Below are 21,859 nucleotides of genomic sequence, written 5' to 3'. Positions count from 1 at the left end.
AGTTTTTCATGAGCCCCTGGGGCCGTTCCCGAAGCTCCGTAGGGTTGGGCCCGATCGATGAGGCTACCCAATCGAGGTGAATGGCAATGGCCGATCAGAATGGTCCCCATGTGCCGCTGACGGCCGCCCAGTCCGGAATGTGGCTCGCCCAGCAGGTGAATCCGGACAACCCGATGTACAGCATCGCCGAATGCGTCGAGATTTCCGGTCCGGTGGACACCGCGCTGTTCGAGGCCGCGCTGCGGCGCACCGTGGACGAGGCCGACACCCTGCGGCTGCGGTTCGTGCCCGGTGCCGAGGGGCCGCGCCAGATCGTCCAGGAGGCCGTGGACTGGCCGTTGCACACGCTCGACGTCAGTGGCGCGGCCGACCCTTCCGCGGAGGCGGAGGAGTGGATGCTCGCGCGGGTGGCGGCCCCGGTGGACCTGTCCACGGGGCCGCTGTTCACGTTCGGGCTGATCACCCTGGCCGAGGACCGCTACACCTGGTTCAGCCGGGTGCACCACACCATCGTGGACGGCTTCAGCTGGTCGCTGATCGTCTCCCGGGTCGCCGAGGTGTACACGGCGCTGGTGGCCGGGGAGGAGCCGTCGCCGGGCCCGTTCGGCTCGGTGCGCGACCTGGTGGCACGGGACCTGGAGTACCGGGAGTCCGAACGGTTCGCCGGGGACCGGGAGTTCTGGACCGCCCGGCTGGCCGGTCTCGGCGAACCGGTCAGCCTGGCGCCGCGGCCGGACCGGGTGCCCACCGACCATGTGCGACTGGCCGGGGAGGTGCCCGCCAAGACCGCGGACGGCCTGCGCGCGCTCGGCCGGGAGACCGGGGTGAGCTGGCCGGCCGTGACGGTCGCCGCCATCGCCGCCTATCTGCACCGGCTCACCGGCGCCACCGATGTGGTGCTGGGTCTCGCCGTGGCCGCCCGCCCCGACCGGGCCGCCCGGAAGACCCCCGGCATGGTGTCCAACGCGCTGCCGCTGCGGATCGAGGTCGGCCCGGACACCACCGTGGCCGCGCTGCTGGCCGCCGTCAGCGGTGAACTCCACGAGGTGCTGCGCCACCAGCGCTACCGCTACGAGGATCTGCACCGCGATCTGCGCCGGGTGGGGGAGCGCAAGCGGCTGTGGGGTCCGGAGATCAACCTCATCATGTACGGCACCCCGCTGACCTTCGCGGGCCGCCCCTCCACCGTCCGCGGCTTCTCCATCGGCCCGGAGGAGGACCTGTCGCTGGTGGTGGACAACCGGGAGCCGGGCGACGGCTTCCTCGTCGACTTCCACGCCAACGCCGACCTGTACGACACGGACACGGTCGCGGACCACCGGCAGCGGCTGGTGGACTTCCTGGCCACCCTGGCCGACGCCACGCCCGGGGACACCGTCGGCGCGCTCGAACTGCCGCTGCCCGAGGGCTGGGTGCCACCGGTGACCGTCCCCGCGGCCGTGACCACGGAACAGGTTCCTTACCGCGCCCCGCGCACCCCGCGCGAGGAGGCCCTGTGCGCCCTGGTCGCCGAGGTGCTGAAGAGCGACCGCGTCGGCCTGGACGACAACTTCTTCGAGCGCGGCGGCCATTCGCTCTCCGCCATCCGGCTGCTCGGCCGGATCCGCGAGACCCTGGGCGCCGAGCTGTCGGTGCGCACCGTCTTCGAGGCCCCGACCGTGGCCCTGCTGACGACCCGGATCGAGGGTGCCGACGGGGCCCGTACCACCCTGGCGCCGATGGCGCGCCCCGCCGAGCTGCCGCTGTCGCTCACCCAGCAGCGGCTGTGGTTCATGAACCGGCTCCAAGGCCCCACCGGTGCCTACAACATGGGGCTGGCGCTGCGGCTGTCCGGACATCTGGACCGGGCGGCGCTCGGCCTGGCGCTGTCCGATGTGCTGGCCCGCCACGAGAGCCTGCGCACCTGTTTCCCCGACACCGACGGCCGCCCCCGGCAGCACATCCTCACCCCCGCCGAGGCGGACGCCCGAGTGGTGCTGACGGTCACCGAAGTGACCGAGGACGCGCTCGACGCCACCGTGGCCGCCGTGGTGGCCGAGGGGTTCGACCTGGCGGCCGGACCGGCCGTGCGGCCCCGGCTGCTGGCGCTCGGCCCCGGGGAACACGTTCTGCTGGTGGTGTTGCACCACATCGTCGCCGACGGGCTCTCGCTCGCCCCGCTCGCCCGCGACCTGGGCCGGGCGTACACCGCGCGGACGGCGGGCGACGCGCCCCAACTCCCGCCGCTGGCCGTCCAGTACGCCGACTACACCCTGTGGCAGCACTCCGTGCTCGGTGGTGACGAGGACGCGGACAGCCCGCTCGGCCGCCAGCTCGCCTACTGGAAGCGCGCCCTGGCGGGGCTGCCGGAGGAGCTGGCGCTGCCGACCGACCGGCCCCGGCCGCCGGTCCTGAGCCAGCGCGGCGACATCGTGCGGTTCGCCATCGGCGCCGGACTGCATGAGCGGCTGACAGGGCTGGCCCGCGCCCATGGCGCCAGTCTGTTCATGGTCTTCCAGAGCGCGGTGGCCGTGCTGCTCGGCAAGCTGGGCGCGGGCACCGATATCCCGCTGGGCAGCGCGGTCGCCGGGCGCACCGATCCGGCGCTGGACGAACTCATCGGCTGCTTCGTGAACACCGTGGTGTTCCGCAACGACCTCTCCGGTGACCCGAGCTTCGCCGAACTCCTCGGCCGGGCCCGGGAGATGGCGCTCGCCGCCCACGCCCACCAGGACGTGCCGTTCGAGCGGCTGGTGGAGGCGCTCAACCCGGAGCGCTCGCTGTCCCGCAATCCCCTGTTCCAGGTGATGATGGATGTGCAGACTCCGTCCGAGTCCACGCTGGAGCTCCCGGGGCTGACCGCGACCCCGCAGCAGGTGGACCCCGGAGTCACCAAGATCGACCTGCTGTTCGGCCTGGATGAGCGGGCCGCCGAGCGGGGCGCCGTCACCGGGATCGACGGACGGCTGGAGTACGCCACCGACCTGTTCGACCGGGACACCGTCGAGCGGCTGGCCGACCGGTTCGTCCGGCTGCTGGACGCGGTGACCGCCGAACCCGACCGCCCGCTCAGCGGTATCGGACTGCTCACCGCCGCCGAACGCGAACGAGTGCTGTACGGCTTCAACCAGGCGCCCACCGTGGCGTCGCCCGGTGCGCTGCTGCCCGAGCTGTTCCAGACCCAGGCCGCCCGCACCCCGGACGCGCCCGCGCTGGCCGAGGGCGCGCTGACGTACCGCTACGCCGAGCTGAACACACGCGCCAACCGGCTGGCCCATGAGCTGATCGCGCGTGGCGCCGGGCCCGAGCGGGTGGTCGCCGTGGTGCTGCCGCGCTCCGCCGATCTGGTGGTGGCGCTGCTCGCGGTGGTCAAGTCGGGCGCCGCGTATCTGCCGGTGGACCCCGACCACCCCGCCGAGCGCATCGCCTTCATGCTCGCCGACGCCGATCCGGCGCTGGTGCTCACCGCACCGTCCGCCGCCGTCGCCGTACCCGACGGGCTGCCGGTGCTCGATGTGTCCCGCGCCGGGAGCACCGTGGAGCGGGATCCGTCCGACGCCGACCGCCGCGCCCCGCTGGCCGCCGACCACCCGGCGTATGTCATCTACACCTCCGGCTCCACCGGCCGCCCCAAGGGCGTGGTGGTCGCCCACCGCTCGGTGGCGGTGTACCTGGACGACGCCCGGCAGCGCTATCCGTCGGTCGCGCGGAGCGCGCTGCTGCACTCACCGGTCTCCTTCGACCTGACCGTCACCGCGCTCTACGCGCCCCTGATCAGCGGCGGTCAGGTACGGATCACCGCGCTGGAGGAGCCCGGCGACGGCGCGCCCCGGCCCGGTTTCCTCAAGGCCACCCCGTCCCATCTGGGTCTGCTCGGGCTGCTCCCCGAGGAGTTCTCGCCCACCGGTGAACTGGTCGTCGGCGGTGAGGCGCTGCTCGGCGAGGTGGTGGCGCGGTGGCGGGAGCGGCACCCCGGCGCCACCGTCGTCAACGAGTACGGTCCCACCGAGGCCACCGTCGGCTGTGTGGCCCACCGCATCGGGCCGGACGAGGAGATACCGGCCGGTCCGGTGCCGATCGGCCGCCCGATGGCGAACTCGGCCGTCCATGTGCTGGACGGCTCGCTGCGGCCGGTGCCGCCCGGTGTCCCCGGGGAGCTGTACATCGCGGGCGGTCAGCTCGCCCGCGGCTATCTGCGCCGCCCGGGGCTGACCGCGGAACGGTTCGTCGCCGACCCGTACGGCGCGCCCGGGGCCCGGATGTACCGCTCCGGCGATCTGGCCCGCTGGCGGCGGGACGGGGTGCTCGACTATCTGGGCCGCGTCGACGACCAGGTGAAACTGCGTGGCTTCCGGATCGAACCGGGCGAGATCGAGGCCGTGTTGTGCCGCCATCCGGCGGTGGCGCGGGCCGCGGTGGTGGTCCGCGAGGACCAGCCGGGGCTGCGCAGGCTCGTCGGCTACACGGTGGCCGAACCGGGCGCGGCGGTGGACGGGGCGGAGTTGCGCGCCCACACCGCCGGGCTGCTGCCCGACTACATGGTCCCCACCGCTCTCCTCGCGCTGGAGGAGCTGCCGCTCACCCCCAACGGCAAACTGGACACCCGGGCGCTGCCCGCCCCGGACACCGGCGCGGACACCACCGGCGCGGACACCGGCGCGGACGGTGCGCACACCGGGCCCGAGGCGCCGCGCGATCCTCGGGAGGCGGCGCTCGCCGGACTCTTCGCCGAGGTGCTGGGCGTGGCGAGGGTCGGCCTGGACGACTCGTTCTTCGAGCTGGGCGGCGACAGCATCGTCTCCATCCAGCTGGTCGCCCGCGCCCGCCGGATGGGGCTCGACCTCGCCCCCAAGGACGTCTTCGAGCACAAGACGGTGGCCCGGATCACCGCCGCGCTGCCGGACGACGGACCCGCCGCGGCCACCGCGCCGCAGCCGGTCATGAGCGCCGTCGGCGACCTCCCGGCCACGCCGGTGATGCGCTGGCTGGAGGAACGGGGCGGCCCCGGCGGCCCGTTCGCCTCCTTCCACCAGACCACCCTGACCCGGGTGCCGCCCGGCGCGGGCGACGGCGACCGGTTCACCACCGCCCTCGCGGCGGTCCTGGACCACCATGACGCCCTGCGGATGCGTGCCCGGCGCGACGGGGACGGCTGGACGTACCGGATCGCCGAACGCGGTGCCGTGGCCGCGCGGGACCTGGTCCGGCGGGTCGCGGTGGCCGGTCAGGACGCGGACGCGCTGCGCGCCACCGTGGCCGAACAGGCGCACGCGGCCTGGCGGCGGCTCGACCCGGAGACCGGGGTGATGGCCCAGCTCGTCTGGTGCGACGCCGGGCCGGACGCCCCCGGACGGCTGCTGTTCGCCGTCCACCACCTCGCGGTGGACGGGGTGTCCTGGCAGATCCTGCTCGAGGATCTGCGCACCGCCTGGGAGGCGGCGGGCGAGGACCGCGCCCCCGAACTGCCGCCCGCCACCACCTCGTTGCGCCAGTGGGCCACCGCCCTGCGCACACGGGCCACCGATGCCACCGAGGCCGCCTTCTGGGCCGGGACCCTGCGGCGGCCCGCGCCCGGACTGGTGGACACCCCGCTGGACCCGGCCACCGACACCGCCGGAGCCGCCCGGCGGATCACCATGACCCTGCCCGCCGACCGCACCGAGCCGCTGCTGACGAGCGCGCCGGCCGCCCTGCGCGCCACCGTGCACGAGGTGCTGGTCACCGCCTTCGCCCTGGCCGTCAGCGACTGGCGGACCCGGCGCGGACGACCCGGCGGCCCCGGCGCGCTCGTGGACCTGGAGGGCCATGGCCGCCAGGACACCGGGGACGGCCTCGATATGTCCCGTACCGTCGGCTGGTTCACCAGCATCCACCCCGCCCGGCTCGACCCGGAGGTGGCCGACGGCGACTGGGCCGGACTGTGGTCCGGTGGCCCGGCGGCCGGGACCGCGCTGCGCACCGTCAAGGAGCAGCTGCGCGCCCTGCCCGGCGAGGGCACCGGCTACGGGCCGCTGCGCCATCTCGACCCCACCACCGGCACCCGGCTCGCCGGGCTCGCCACCCCTCAGCTGCTCTTCAACTACCTGGGCCGCGCCGACGCGCCCGGATCCGGTACGGCGGGCGACTGGAGCCCCGCCGCCGAGTCCGACGCCGTGCTCGGCGACGGCGATCCGCACCAGCCCCTGTCCCATGTGGTGGAGCTGAACGCGGTCGCCCACCGGCACCCCGACGGCCACCGGCTGCTGGCCTCCTGGACCTGGCCCGGCCGACTGCTGTCCGACGCCGATGTGCGCGAGCTGGCCGACGGCTGGTTCCGCGCGCTGCGCGCACTGGCCGACCACGCCGAGCGGCCGGAGGCCGGCGGCCACGCGCCGTCGGACCTGTCGCTGGTGGAGCTATCCCAAGACGAGATCGACGGCCTGGAAGCCGAGTGGAGGACGCTGCAATGACGAAGTCGGGCCCCGAGGACATCCTTCCCCTGTCGCCCCTCCAGGAGGGGCTGCTCTTCCACGCGCTGTACGACGAGAAGGGCCACGACGTCTACACCGTGCAGGTCGTCCTGGACCTGGGCGGGGCGCTGGACGTGGCGGCGCTGCGGGCGAGCGCCGCGGCCCTGTTGCGCCGCCACGCCAATCTGCGCGTCGGCTTTCTGCACCCCAAGCAGAGCCGCCCGGTGCAGGTGGTCTCCCGTGAGGTGGAACTGCCGTGGGCGGAGGCCGACCTCGGCGGGCTCGAGGCGGACGCACGCGCCGCGGAACTGGAGCGGTTGCAGAGCGCCGAGAAGGCCCACCGCTTCGATCTGTCCCGGCCGCCGCTGATGCGGTTCCTGCTGGTGCGGCTCGGCGACGGCGCCCACCGTTTCCTGTGCACCTTCCACCACATCCTGCTGGACGGCTGGTCCACCTCGGTGCTGCTGGGCGAGCTGTTCGAGCTGTACGGCGGCGGGGGCGACACCGCCGCGCTGCCCACCGTCACCCCGTTCCGCGAACATCTGGCGTGGCTGGCCGGACAGGACGACAGCCGCGCCGAGAAGGTGTGGAAGCAGGCCCTGGAGGGCATCGACGCGCCCACCCGGCTCGCCCCGGCCGACCCCGGGCGCGCGGTCGTCCACCCCGAACAGCTCGCGCTGGAGCTGACGGAGGCGCGGACCGAGGCGCTTTCGGCCCGGCTGCGCGGCCGTGACCTCACCTTCTCCACCGCCGTACACGGCGCCTGGGCCCTGCTGCTCGCCGCGCTGACCGGCCGGGACGACATCACCTTCGGCACCGTCGTCTCCGGCCGCCCGCCGGAGGTCGCGGGGGTCGAGCGCATGGTCGGCATGATGATCAACACGCTGCCGGTGCGGATGCGGATCGACCCGGGCACCCCACTGGCCGACGCCCTCGCCGGGCTCCAGCGCGAACACATGGAGCTGATGCCGTTCCAGCACCTGGGGATGAGCGAGATCCACCGGCTGGCCGGGCACAGCGAACTCTTCGACACCTATGTGGCGTTCGAGAACTTCCCGTTCGACCTGGAGTCGCTGCGGGGGCTCGCGGGCGAGCTGCGGATCGACGGCTTCGACGTCCTGGACGCCAACCACTATCCGCTGTGCCTGGTGGCGCATGTCTTCGAGGGACGGCTGCGGCTGGTACTCAACTACCGGCCCGACCTCTTCACACGGGCCGAGGTGGCCATCGCGGGCGAGCGTCTCGTCCGCATCCTGACCACGCTGATCGACGAGCCGGACCGTCCGGCCGGTCGGATCGCGCTGCTCTCCGACGACGAGCGGCGGGAGCTGGGCGGCGGACGCGCCACCGGCCCCGTCGTCGAACCGGCGACGTTCCCGGAGTTGTTCGCGGCGCAGGTGGCGCGGACGCCGGGTGCGGTGGCGGTGGAGTCGGCGGATGTGGCGTTGACGTATGGGGAGTTGGCGGCGCGGGCTGAGGTGCTTTCCCGGCGGTTGGTCGCTGCCGGTGTGGGGTCGGAGGATGTGGTGGCCCTGGTGTTGGGGCGTTCGGTGGAGTCGGTGGTGGCTTCGCTTGCGGTGATGCGGGTGGGGGCGGCGTATCTGCCGGTGGATCCGGAGTATCCGGTGGAGCGGGTGGCGTTCATGCTGGATGACGCCCGTCCGGTGGTGGTGCTGACCACGGAGGCGTACGCGGAGGTGGTGCCCGGGGGCCGGAGGGTGCTGCTCCTGGAGGGAGACGACGACACCTCGTCGGACGCGCCCGGCGTCGCTGTTCCGCTCGACAGCCCCGCGTATGTCATCTACACCTCGGGTTCGACGGGTATGCCCAAGGGTGTGGTGGTGTCGCACCGTGGGATCGCGGCTTTCGCGGCGGCTGAGCGGGAGCGGTTCGCGGTGTCGGCGGGGAGCCGGGTGTTGCAGTTCTCCTCGCCGAGCTTCGACGCTTCGGTGCTGGAGCTGTGTATGACGCTGACGTCCGGTGCCACGCTGGTGGTTCCGGCACCCGGACCGCTCGCGGGTGAACCGCTCGCCGAGGTGATCTCCGGTCGTCGGGTGACCCATGCCCTGATCCCGCCCGCCGCGCTGGCGAGCGTTCCCGCCGCCGAACTGCCGGACTTCCACTGTCTGATCGTCGGCGGTGACGCCTGCCCGGCGGAGCTGGTGGAGCGCTGGGCGCCCGGTCGTCGGATGGTGAACGCGTACGGGCCGACCGAGTCCACCGTGGCCGTGTCGATGAGTGAGCCGTTGACCGTCGGGGCCGGTGCGCCCCCGATCGGCAGTCCGGTTCCCGGTACCCGTGGGTATGTGCTGGATGGTTCGTTGCGGTTGGCTCCGCCCGGGGTGGCGGGTGAGTTGTATGTGGCGGGTCCGGGGTTGGCGCGTGGTTATCTGCGGCGGGCGGCGTTGACGGCGGAGCGGTTCACGGCCGATCCGTTCGGTCCGGCCGGTTCGCGGATGTATCGCACCGGGGATGTGGCGCGCTGGCGTGCGGACGGTCAGCTGGAGTTCGTGGGCCGGGCCGATGACCAGGTCAAGATCCGTGGCTTCCGGATCGAACTCGGCGAGATCGAGGCGGTACTCGCCCGCCATGACGAGCTTGACGGCGCCGCCGTGGTCGTCCATGAGTCCCAGCCGGGCGTACGGCAGCTCGTGGCGTACGTCGTACCGGCCCCGGGCCGTACCCCGGGCGCCGAGGCGCTGCGTGACCACGTCGCCGGGCTGCTGCCCGCGTATATGGTCCCGGCGCTGTTCATCCCGCTGGCCGCGCTGCCGCTCATGGTCAACGGCAAACTGGACCGCAAGGCGCTGCCCGCCCCCGACTTCGGCTCCGAGGACACCGGCCGGGAACCGGCCACCGACCGCGAGAAGCTGCTGTGCGGGCTCTTCGCCGAGGTGCTGGGGGTGCAGAAGGTCGGCGCCGACCAGTCCTTCTTCGAGCTGGGCGGCGACAGCATCGGCTCGATCCAGCTGATCAGCCGGGCGCGCAAGGCCGGGCTGCGGTTCAGCCCCCGTGATGTCTTCACCCATAAGACGGTCGAGGCGCTGGCCCGGGTCGCCACCGAGGGCAAGGCGCCCGCGCGGCGCACCGCGCCCTCGGACGGGATCGGCGGGGTGCCGCTGACCCCGATCATCCACTGGTTCAGCGAACACGGTGGCCCCGTCGACCAGTTCAACCAGGCCATGCCCGTCCCGGTGCCCGCCGGTCTGGACACCGAGCGGGTCACCCAGGTGCTCCAGACGCTGCTGGACCACCACGACACGCTGCGGCTGCGGCTGCACCGGATCGAGGACATCGGCGAGTGGACCCTCGAGGTCGCGGCGCGTGGCGCGGTGCGCGCCGAGGACTGTCTGCGCCGGGTGGACACCACCGGTCTGGACGGCGCCGCCCTGGCGGCGCTGACCGCCGAGGAGTTCGGCGCGGCGCAGGCCCTGCTGGCGCCCGGCGAGGGCCGGATGGTGCGGGCCGTGTGGTGCGACGCGGGCCCGGACCGGCCTGGGCGGCTGCTGCTGGTGATCCACCACCTGGCCGTGGACGGGGTCTCCTGGCGCATTCTGCTGCCCGAGCTGACCGCCGCCCTGGAGGCCGCCGCCGCAGGCCGCCGCTTTGTCCCCGAGCCGGTGGGCACCTCGTTCCGCGCCTGGGCGCGGGCGCTGACGGCCGCCGCGTCGGAACCCGAGCGGATGCGTGAACTGCCGTTGTGGCGCGAGGTGTTGAGCGGCGGTGACCCGGCGCTGACCGCGCGTCCGCTGGACCAGGCCCGGGACACCCTCGCCACCGCCGGTCAGCTGACCCTGCGGCTGCCCGCCGAGGTGACCGAACCGCTGCTGGGCCGGGTGCCCGCCGCGTTCCGCGCCGAGGTCAACGATGTGCTGCTGACCGCGCTGGCGCTGGCGGTGGCCGACTGGCGGCGCCGCCACGGCCGCGGTGACACCTCCTCGGTGCTGATCGGACTGGAGGGCCACGGCCGCGAGGAGATCGTGCCGGGCGCCGATCTGTCCCGTACGGTCGGCTGGTTCACCAGTCTGTACCCGGTACGGGTGGACCCGGGCACGCTCTCCCGTGAGCAGGTGGCCGAGGCCGGGCCCGAGCTGGCCGCGGCGCTGAAGCGGGTCAAGGAACAGCTGCGCGCCGTCCCCGACCACGGGATCGGGTACGGACTGCTGCGCCATCTCAACCCGCGCACCGCGGTCACCCTGGCCAAGTACCCCGAACCGCAGATCGGCTTCAACTACCTGGGCCGGATCGGCACCGCGGACGGCGAGGACGGGTCCGGGGGCGGTCTCGGCGGTGGCGCCGACGCGGCCACCCCGCTGCCGTACACGCTCACCGTCAACGCCGTCACCGAGACCCACCCCGAGGGCCCCCGTCTCTCGGTCACCTGGACCTGGCCGGGCGAGCTGCTCACCGAGGACGAGGTGGCGGAGGTGGCGCGGGCGTGGTTCACCGCGCTGGAGGCGCTGGTGGCACACGCCGAACGGCCGGGTGGCGGCGGACTCAGCCCGTCCGACCTGCCGTTGGTGGCGCTGGAGCAGGAGGAGATCGACCGGCTCGCCGCCGCCCAGCCCGGGGTCACCGATGTGCTGCCGCTCTCCCCGCTCCAGGAGGGGCTGCTCTTCCACACCGCGTACGACCGGGACGCCGAGGACGTCTACATCACCCGGCTCGCCGTCGATGTGTCCGGCAGGCTGGACACCGCCGCGCTGCGCGCCGCCGTGAGCGGGCTGCTGCGCCGTCATGACACCCTGCGCGCCGGATTCCACCGCACCGCCGACGGACGGCCGTTCCAGCTGATTCCGCACGAGGCCGCCCTCCCCTGGTACGAGATCGACCTCAGTGGGCTCGGCGAGGCCGAGCGCACCGCCGAACTGGACCGGCTGCTGCACGCCGAGCGGGCCCACCGCTTCGACCCGCGGACACCGCCGCTGCTGCGCTTCACCCTGATCCGGCTCGGCGAGGACACCCACCGGCTGCTGTTCGCCGCCCACCATCTGCTGCTGGACGGCTGGTCCGCGCCGGTGCTGGCGGGGGAGCTGTTCGCGCTGTACGGCAGCGGGGGCGACGATACGGCGCTGCCGCCGGTCGTCCCGTACCGCGACTATCTGGTCTGGCTGTCCCGGCAGGACCGGGCCGCCGCCGAGGACGCCTGGCGTACCGCGCTGGCCGGGGTGGACGCCCCGACCCTGGTGGCGCCGGACGCCGCGGGCCGCGCGGCCGTCCTGCCCGGGCGGATCACCGATGAGCTGCCCGCGGAGCTGACCGCCGCGCTGGGCGGGCTCGCCCGCCGCCATGGGCTGACCATGAACGCGGTGGTGCAGGGCGCGTGGGGGCTGCTGCTCGGCGGGCTGACCGGCCGGGACGATGTGCTGTTCGGCGAGACCGTCTCGGGCCGTCCGCCGGAGCTGCCGGGCGTGGAGTCCATGGTGGGGCTGTTCAGCAACACCGTGCCGGTGCGGGTGCGGATCGACCCCGCCGCCTCGCTGCTGGACACCCTTCTGCGGGTCCAGGAGGGCCGGGTCGGGCTGCTGGCCCACCATTACCTGGGTCTGGCCGACCTCCAGCGGCTGACCGGCCTCGGCACGCTCTTCGACACCGCCGTGGTCTTCGAGAACTTCCCCTCCGACGGCGCCGAGGGGCCGGTGCACGGGCTGACCCTGTCCGAGGTCGACACCAAGGGCGACAACCACTATCCGCTGGGCATGGTGGTGATGGCGGACGAGCGGCGGATGGCGCTGCACTGGTACCACCGCCCCGATCTGATCGACGCGGACACCGCCACGGCCGTCACCGCGCGGATGCGGCGGCTGCTGGAGACGATCGCCGCCACCCCCGAACTGCCCGTCGGCCGCCTCGATCTGCTCGACGCGCGGGAGCGGGCGCTGCTGGAGTCCCAGTGGGCCGGGCCCGAACTCCCCCCGGCGGAGCGGACACTGCCGGAGCTGTTCGCGGCGCAGGCGGCCCGCACCCCGGACGCGCCCGCCCTCGTCCACGGCGGCACCGAGCTGTCGTACGCCGAGGTCGACGCGCGCGCCAACCGGCTCGCCCGGCTGCTGGCCGAGCGCGGCGCGGGGCCCGAGCGGCTGGTGGCGGTGGCGATGGAGCGCTCCGCCGAACTGGTCGTCGCGCTGCTCGCGGTGGTGAAGTCCGGTGCCGCGTATGTCCCGGTGGACCCGGCGTACCCGGCGGAGCGGATCGGCTACATGCTGGCCGACAGCGCCCCGGTGCTGCTGGTGACCACCGCGGAGCTGGCCGCCGGGCTGCCCGGGGACGAGGTGGAGCGGGTGGTGGTCGACGACCCCGCCACGCGTGCCGCGCTCGCCGCGCTGCCGTCCGGCGGCCTGGGCGACGGCGACCGGCGCGCGCCGCTCACCCCGGACCACGCCGCGTATGTCATCTACACCTCGGGCTCCACCGGACGTCCCAAGGGCGTGGTGGTGGCGCACCGTTCGGTCGCCGACTACCTGGCCTGGACCGCGCGGACCTACCCCGGCGCGGCCGGGGCGGCGCTGCTGCATTCGCCGGTCTCCTTCGACCTCACCGTCACGGCCCTGTTCACCCCGCTGGTGACCGGCGGCACGGTGCTCGTCGGGGCGCTGGCGGAGCAGGACCCGGTCGCGGCCCGGCTGGCGGACACCCCGGTGACGTTCCTGAAGGCCACCCCCAGCCATCTGCCGCTGCTGGGCGCGCTGCCCGACGGCTTCTCGCCCGCGCGGGAGCTGCTGCTCGGCGGTGAGGCGCTGATGGGGGAGGCGCTCGCGGAGTGGCGGGCGCGCCATCCGGCGGTCACCGTGTGGAATGTCTACGGGCCCACCGAGGCCACCGTGAACTGCACCGAGTACCGGATCGCGCCGGGGGACGAACTGCCCGGCGGGCCGGTGCCGATGGGCCGTCCGCAGGGCAATGTGCGGGCGTACGTCCTCGACGCGGCGCTGCGGCCGGTGCCCGCGGGCGTGGTGGGCGAGCTGTATATCGCCGGGACCGCGCTGGCCCGTGGCTATCTGGGCCGCCCGGCGCTGACCGCCGAGCGGTTCACCGCCGATCCGTACGGCCCTGCCGGGGCCCGGATGTACCGCACCGGCGATCTGGCCCGACGGCTGGCGGACGGGAATCTGGTGTTCGCCGGGCGCGCCGATGACCAGGTGAAGCTGTACGGCCACCGGATCGAACTGGGCGAGGTGGCCGCGGCCGTCGCCGCCCACCCGGAGGTGGCCGCCCAGGCCGTGGTGGTCCGCGAGGACCGGCCCGGCACCCGGCGGCTGGTCGCCTACGCCACCGCCCGCCCGGGGCGGACCCTGGACGGCGCCGCGGTGCGCGCCCGGACGGCCGACGCGCTGCCCGCGTATATGGTCCCGGACGCGGTGGTGGTGCTGGACGCGCTGCCGCTGACCGCGCACGGCAAGCTGGACCGGGCGGCGCTGCCGGAGCCGGAGTTCCGCTCCGGGGCGGTGGCCGCGCGGACCCCGCGCACCCCGCAGGAGGAGATCCTGTGCGCGCTGTTCGCGCGGGTGCTGGAGCTCCCCGAAGCCGGTGTGGACGACGACTTCTTCGCGCTCGGTGGCAACTCGCTCAGCGCGGTACGGCTGCTGAGCCGGGTCCGCTCGGCCTTCGGCGCCGAGGTGGACGTACGGGCGGTCTTCGAGGCGCCCACCGCGCGGCTGCTCGCCCGGCGGCTGGCCGACGCGGGCGGCGCCCGCCCGGCGCTGGTCCCGGCGGAGCGGCCCGAGGAGATCCCGCTCTCCTCCGCCCAGCGGCGGCTGTGGTTCCTGGGCAGGCTGCACGGCCCGACCGGTACCTACAACGTGCCGATCGCGATCCGGCTGCGCGGCACCCTGGACCCGGACGCGCTGCGCGCCGCGCTCGGCGATGTGCTCGCCCGCCATGAGTCCCTGCGGACCGTCTTCCCCGAGCACCGGGGGCGGCCGCGCCAGCGGATCCTGGCCCCGGAGGAGGTCACCGTCCCGCTGGAGACGGCCGACGTGCCCGCCACCGGTGTGGCGGAGGCGCTGCGCGAGGCCGCGGCGCGCGGTTTCGACCTGGCCACCGACATCCCGCTGCGGGCCCGGCTGTTCACGGTCTCCGACGACGAGTGGGTCCTGCTGCTGACCGTCCACCACATCGCGAGCGACGGCTGGTCCAACGCACCGCTCGCCCGCGATCTGTCCACCGCCTACGCGGCCCGGGTCCGCGGCCACGCCCCGGAGTTCGCCCCGCTGCCCGTCCAGTACGCCGACTACACCCTGTGGCAGGCCGCCGTGCTGGGCGACCCGGACGACCCGGAGAGCCCGCTCTCCCGGCAGCTGGAGTTCTGGGCGGACGCGCTCGACGGCGCCCCCGCCGAACTGGCGCTGCCCACCGACCGGCCGCGGCCGGCCGAACCCGGCCACGAGGGCGGGGTGGTGGAGTTCACCTACGACGCCGCACTGCACGCCCGGCTGGCCGAGCTGGCCCGGGAACACCAGGTCAGCCTGTTCATGGTGGTGCAGGCCGGACTCGCCACCCTGCTGCACCGGCTGGGCGCGGGCGACGACATCCCCATCGGCACCGCCGTGGCCGGACGCGCGGACGAGGCGCTGGAGGACCTCGTCGGGTTCTTCGTCAACACCCTGGTGCTCCGCACCGACCTCGGCGGCGACCCGGGCTTCGGGGAGCTGCTGGACCGGGTGCGGGCGGCGGACCTGGCCGCCTACGCCCACCAGGACGTGCCGTTCGAGCGGCTGGTCGACGCGCTCGGCACGGACCGGACGGGCGCGCACAGCCCGCTGTTCCAGGTGTTCCTGGCGTTCCAGAACAACGCGGCACCCCGGCTCGAGCTGCCCGGACTCACCGCCTCCCCGGCCGCCTTCGAGCTGACCTCGGCCAAGGTGGACCTCGGGGTGGAGCTGGGCGAGACGTTCGACGCGGACGGCGCGCCCGCCGGGCTGCGCGGCCAGATCACCTACCGCACCGAGCTGTTCGACCACACCACCGTGGAGTCGCTGGCGGCGCGGTTCGGCGCCGTGCTGGCCGCCGTCGCCGAGGATCCGCGGCAGCCCGTGGGCGGGGTGGAACTGCTGCGCGGCGAGGAGCGGCGGCGGGTGCTCGTCGAGTGGAACGACACCGCCCGGGAGGCCGGACCCGCCTCGTTCCCGGAGCTGTTCGCGGCGCAGACCGCCCGTACCCCGGACCGCACCGCGGTGGTCGCGGGCGCCGAGAGGCTGACCTACGCCGAGCTCGACGTGCGCGCCAACCGGTGGGCGCGGCTGCTGATCGCCCGGGGCGCGGGCCCGGAGGACCCGGTCGCGGTGGCCGTGCCCCGGTCGCTCGACTGGCTCGCGGCCACGCTCGGTGTGCTCAAGGCGGGGGCGGCGTATCTGCCGGTGGACCCCGGCTATCCGGACGAGCGGATCGCGTTCCTCGTCCGGGACGCCCGGCCCGCGCTGGTCCTCACCACCGCGGCCGAGGCCGGACGGATCGGCGCGGCCACCGGAGTGCCGCCGCTGGTGGTCGACGGTGCGCAGGTGCGCGCCGAACTGGCCGCCGCGGCCACGGCCGACCCCACCGACGCGGACCGGGTGCGGCCGCTGGACGTGGCCCACCCCGCGTATGTCATCTACACCTCCGGATCCACCGGCCGCCCCAAGGGCGTGGTGGTCACCCACACCGGGATCGCCTCCATGGCCGGTGCGCACCGGGAGAGCTTCGCGCTCGACGCCGACAGCCGGGTGCTGCAAGCGGTGTCGCCCAGTTTCGACGTCTCCATGGCCGATCTGGTGATGACCCTGCTCAGCGGGGCCGCGCTGGTACTGCCCGAGGGCCATGGCGCGCCCGTGGGGGCGGAGCTGGCCGCGCTCCTGCGCGACCAGGCCGTCACCCACTTCCAGTTGACCGCCGGTGCCCTGGCCACCGTGCCCGACACCGAGCTCCCCTCGCTGCGCACCGTGGGCGTCGGCGGTGAGCCATGCGCCCCGGACCAGGTGGCGCGCTGGTCCGCCGGACGCCGGATGGTCAACGCCTACGGGCCCAGCGAGACCACCGTGGCGGCCACCCTGAGCCGTCCGCTGACCGGTGCGGTACGCGCGCCCATCGGCGGCCCGGTGTGGAACACCCGGGTCTATGTCCTGGACGACCGGCTGGCCCCGGTCCCGGCCGGGGTCGCCGGTGAGCTGTACATCGCCGGGGCCGGACTGGCCCGCGGCTATCTGAACCGGCCGGTGCTCACCGCCGAGCGGTTCGTCGCCGACCCGTTCGGCGGGCCCGGCGAACGGCTGTACCGCACCGGGGACGTGGTCCGCTGGCGCGCGGACGGACAGCTGGAGTTCCTCGGCCGCGCCGATGACCAGGTCAAGGTCCGTGGCTTCCGGATCGAACTGGGCGAGATCGAGGCCGCGTTGGCCGCGCATCCCAAGGTGGACCGCGCCGCCGTGGCCGTACGCCCCGACGAGCACGGCCGCGACCGGCTCATCGGCTACGCCGTCGCCAAGGGCGGCAGGCCACCGGGCCCGGAGGCGCTGCGCACCCATCTGGCCGCGCGGCTGCCCGCGTACATGGTGCCCGCCGTGCTGATGACGCTGGACGGGCTGCCGCTGACCGCCAACGGCAAGGTGGACCGTGCCGCGCTGCCCGAGCCGGAGCTCGGCGGGGGCGGCGGCCGGGAGCCGCGCGACGCCAGGGAACGGCTGCTGTGCACGCTGATCGGCGAACTCCTGGGAGTGGAGCGGGTCGGTATCGACGACGGGTTCTTCGAGCTGGGCGGCGACAGCATCGTCTCCATCCAGCTCGTCAGCCGGGCGCTGGAAGCGGGCCTGGAGTTCACCGCCGCCGATGTGCTGCGCCACCGCACGGTCGAGGAGCTGGCAGCGGCGGCGGTGGCCGTCGGGGAGGCGGACCGCACCGCACCGGACACCGGTGTCGGTGAGCTCCCGCTGACCCCGGCCCTGCACGGTCTGCGCACCGGCGGTCCGGCCGACCACCTCGGCCGCGACGGTCTGGTGACGCGGACGGTGAACGGGCCGACGGCTGAGGGCGGGGACGGACCGGCGGCGGCGCTCCAGGCGCTGCTGGACCATCACGACACCCTGCGGCTGCGGCTCACCCGCCGGGTCGGCGACCACGTCTGGAGCCTGGAGACGCTGCCGCGCGGCGCCGTATCCGCCGGTGAGCTGCTCACCCGCGTCGACGCCCGCGCGCTGACCGGAGAACCGCTGGACGCCGCCGTACGGGAGCAGGCCGCGGCCGCACGCGCCCGGCTCGCCCCGGAGAGCGGCACGGTGGTCCAGGCGGTGTGGTTCGACGCCGGACCCGGCGCCGTCCACCGGCTGCTGCTCGTCGTCCACCAGCTCGCGGCCGACCCCGGCTCCTGGCCGGTGCTGCTGGCCGACCTGGCCGAGGCATGGCGGGCCGCCGACGAGGGCGGCGCCCCGGCGCTCACCCCCGTTGCCACCAGCTTCCGCGCCTGGGCCGAGCGGCTGGCCGCCGAGGCCGTCGACCCGGCCCGGATCGAGGAAGTGGCGGTGTGGACCGATGTGCTCGGCGCGGGGGACACCCCGCTGGGCACCCGCGCCCTGGACAGCTCCCGCGACCTCACCGCCACCGCCCGCACCCTGGAGGTGACCCTGCCCGCCGCGGACGCGGCACGGGTGCTCAACCAGGTGCCCGCGCGGTTCGCCACCGACATCGACACGGTGCTGCTGACCGCGCTGGCCCTGGCGGTGGACGGATGGCGCGACCGCCACGGCCGCCCCGCCCCGGCCGGGCTGCTGCTCGACCTCGCGGCGGACGGCCGTGGCCGCGCGCCGGAGGAACTGTCCGGCACCGTGGGCCCGTTCACCGCCACCCGCCCGGTCCGCCTCGACACCGGCGGCGGCCGGGAGCCGGGTGCCGCGCTGAAGCGGATCAAGGAGCGGCTGGCGGCGGTGCCCGACCACGGCGTCGGCTACGGGCTGCTGCGTCACCTCAACCCGCAGACCGCCGCCGTCTTCGCCGGGTTCGCCGCACCGCAGATCCGGGTCACCCCCGGCGCGGCCGTGCCCACCCCGCCCGGCGCCCCGGACACCCCGCTGCCGTACGCGCTCGACATCGAGTGGACGGCCACCGGCGGGGAGCTGACCGCCCGCTGGACCTGGGCGGGCGAGCTGCTGGCCGAGGACGACGTCCGGGAGTTGGCCGACGGCTGGCGGACCTCGCTCGCCGCGCTGGCCTCGGGCACCACCGCCGGTGGCCGCACCCCGTCCGACTTCCCGCTGGTCCGGCTGACCCAGGCCGAGGTGGACACCCTGGAGCGCGCCCACCCGGACCTGGTGGACGTCACTCCACTCGCCCCGCTCCAGGAAGGACTGCTCTTCCACTCGCTCTACAGCGATACCGAACTCGACGTCTACACCGTCCAGTTCGGCCTGGACCTGGAGGGCGAGCCCGTTCCGGGGGCGCTGCGGGCGGCGGTAAAGGGCCTGCTGCGCCGCCATGAGAACCTGCGTGCCGGATTCGCCCACGAGGGACTGGCCCAGCCGGTGCAGATCGTGCTCGCCGAGGGCGAACTCCCCTGGTCCGAACGGGACCTGAGCGAGCTCCCCGAGGACCGGCGGGCCGCCGAACTGGCCCGGGTGATGGCCGAGGACCGCGCCCACCGCTTCGACCCGGCCCGGCCGCCACTGCTGCGCTGCACCCTGGTGCGGCTGGCCACCGGCCGCCACCGGCTGGTGCTCACCTGGCACCATCTGCTGCTCGACGGCTGGTCCACCCCGGTACTGCTGGACGAGCTGATGCGGCTGTACGCGGCGGAGGGCGACGGCTCGGGGCTGCCCCCGGCCCGTCCGTACCGCGACTACCTGCGCTGGCTCACCGGCCAGGACCGGGAGGCCACCCGGGCCGCCTGGCGACGGGAGCTGGCCGGTCTGGCCGGGCCCACCCTGCTGGCGCCCGCCGACCCGGACCGGCCGCCGGTGATGACGGAGAAGGTCTCCGCCCATATGCCGCGCGCCCTGGTGGCCGCGCTCACCGCCACCGCCCAGCGGCACGGGGTGACGATGAACACCGTCGTCCAGGCCGCGTGGGGGCTGCTGCTCGGCCGGATCACCGGCTCCGCCGACGTGGTCTTCGGCACCACGGTGGCCGGACGGCCGCCCCAGGTGCCGGGGATCGAGCGGATGGTGGGGCTGTTCATCAACACCGTGCCGGTACGGGTCCGGATCGACCCGGCCGAACCGCTGGACGCGCTGCTGCGCGGACTGTGGGAGCGGCAGACCGAGCTGATGGCGCATGACCACATCCGGCTGGTGGAGCTGCGCCGCGAGACCGGCCACGGTGAACTCTTCGACACCCTGCTGGTGTTCCAGAACGTGCCCACCGACGGCGCCGGGTTCGGTGGCGAGGACGACGGCCGGGTGCGCGCGGTGGACCTGGAGATGAACGACGCCACCCACTACCCGCTCACCCTGGACGCCGGTCTCGACGGCACCGGGCTGCACTGCCGGCTCGGCTACCGCCCCGACCTGTTCACCGCCACCGAGATCGCCGGGCTGATGGCCGCCCTGCGCGGGGTCCTGGAAGCCATGGCCGCCGCCCCCGGAACCCCCGTCGGACAGCTCGGCGACGACACACCGGCCCGGTGGTGGGCGTCGGTGCGCCCGGCGCTGGAGACACGCGCCCGCCGCGGCGGCGAGCCGGACGCCGGGGCCGGTGAGCCGGACGCCGGGGCCGAGGATCCGGGCGGTGGTTCCCGCGAGGAGCTGCTGACCGCGCTCTTCCGCGAGGTGCTGGGCGTGCCGGAGGTCGGCCCCGAAGACGACTTCTTCGAACTCGGCGGCGACAGCATCGTCTCCATCCAGCTCGCCAGCAAGGCCCGCCAGGCCGGGCTGCTGGTCAGTCTGCGGGAGGTGTTCCGGCACAAGACGGTACGGGCGCTGGCGCGGGTAGCCCGCGAGGAGACGGCCGCCGCCCCCGGCGAATCCCCCGAGGACGCCCTCGGCGAACTGCCGCTCACCCCCGTGATGCTGGACCTCTACGAACGGGGCGGGCCCACCGCCACCGTGCACCAGGCCAATCTGGTCCAGGTGCCCGCGGACTGCTCCGAGAGTCTGCTCGCCGCCGCGCTCCAGGCCGTCCTGGACCACCACGACACACTGCGGGCCAGGCTGCTGCCCGCGGGCGGCGGGGCCGGGCCACGGCTGGAGATCGCGCCCAAGGGCGCGGTGGAGGCGGCCCGGCTGATCAGCCGGGTGGACATCGCCGAGGTGGCGCCCTCCGCGCTGATCGAAAGGGTCGCCGCGGAACAGACCCGGGTCCAGGGCGAACTGTCCCCGGACGACGGCGAGCTGGTGCGGGCCGTGTGGTTCGACGCCGGACGTGACCGCCCCGGCCGGCTGATGCTCGTGGTGCACCACCTGGCCGTGGACGGGGTGTCCTGGCGGGTCCTCCAGGAGGATCTGAAGATCGCCTGGCAGGCGGTCACCACCGGTGCCGACGTGCGACTCGCCCCGGTGGGCACCTCGTTCCGCCGCTGGGCGCGGCTGCTGGCCGAGCAGGCCACCGGCAGCGAGCGCACCGCCGAGCTGGAGCTGTGGCGTTCGGTGCTGGCCACCGACGACCCGGCGCTCGCGGACCGCCCGCTGGACCCGGCCCGCGATGTGGTGGGCAGCGCCCGCAGCTTCACCGTGACCCTGCCGGCCGAGGTGGCCGGACCACTGCTCGGCCGGGTGCCCGCGGCCTTCAACGCCGGGGTGGACGACGTCCTGCTGACCGGTCTGGCCCTGGCCGTCGCCCGCTGGCGGCGCGACCGCGGCAGGGGTGACGGCTCGGCGCTGCTGGTCGGTCTTGAGGGGCACGGCCGCGAGGAGATCGTGGACGGGACCGATCTGTCCCGCACGGTCGGCTGGTTCACCAGCCTCTACCCGGTCGCCGTCGACCCCGGACCGGTGCCCGAGGAGGAGCTGCGCACCGGGGGACCGGCGCTCGGCGCCGCGCTGAAGGCGGTCAAGGAGCAGCTGCGCACCCTGCCCGACAAGGGGCTCGGCTACGGGCTGCTGCGCCATCTCCACCCGGAGCACGGCCCGGAGCTGGCCGCGCTCGCCGCACCGCAGATCGGCTTCAACTACCTGGGCCGGTTCACGGCGGTGGACCCCGGCGCGGTGCGCGCGGAGGACTGGGCGGCGCCGCCGGAGGCCACCGAGACCCTCGGCTCCGGAGGCGACCCGGCCCTGCCCCTGGCCCACGCCCTCGGCGTGAGCGCCGTCGCCCAGGACCGCCCCGACGGGGTGCGGCTGGTGGCCATCTGGTCCTGGCCGGGCGAACTGCTGGCGGAGGACGAGGTCCGCCGGGTGGCGGACTACTGGTTCGAGGGTCTGCGCGCCCTGGTCACACACGCCGAACGCCCCGAGGCGGGCGGCTTCACCCCGTCCGACCTCTCCCTGCTGTCGCTTTCGCAGGACGAGATCGACGCGTTCGAGAGTGGGCTTTAG

Annotated in this window: 2 protein-coding genes; both read left to right on the top strand. The window is 74.6% G+C overall.

Translation table 11 applies throughout. From position 1 onward, the window contains the following. Positions 1–86 precede the first annotated feature (86 nt). Positions 87–6,428, top strand: coding sequence for an amino acid adenylation domain-containing protein (locus AB0C66_RS12065; RefSeq protein ID WP_362436187.1), 6,342 nt, complete (start codon positions 87–89; stop codon positions 6,426–6,428). Further along, the gene (locus AB0C66_RS12060) at positions 6,425–21,859 is read left to right on the top strand and encodes an amino acid adenylation domain-containing protein (protein WP_362436185.1); all 15,435 of its coding nucleotides are present in this window, start codon (positions 6,425–6,427) and stop codon (positions 21,857–21,859) included. Before AB0C66_RS12065 ends, AB0C66_RS12060 begins: the two co-directional genes overlap by 4 nt.

The sequence above is a fragment of the Streptomyces sp. NPDC048636 genome, assembly GCF_040650655.1.
In the GTDB taxonomy this organism is placed as follows: Bacteria; Actinomycetota; Actinomycetes; order Streptomycetales; family Streptomycetaceae; genus Streptomyces.
Note: the sequence above shows the minus strand (reverse complement) of the source record. Positions and strands in the feature narration are given on the sequence as shown.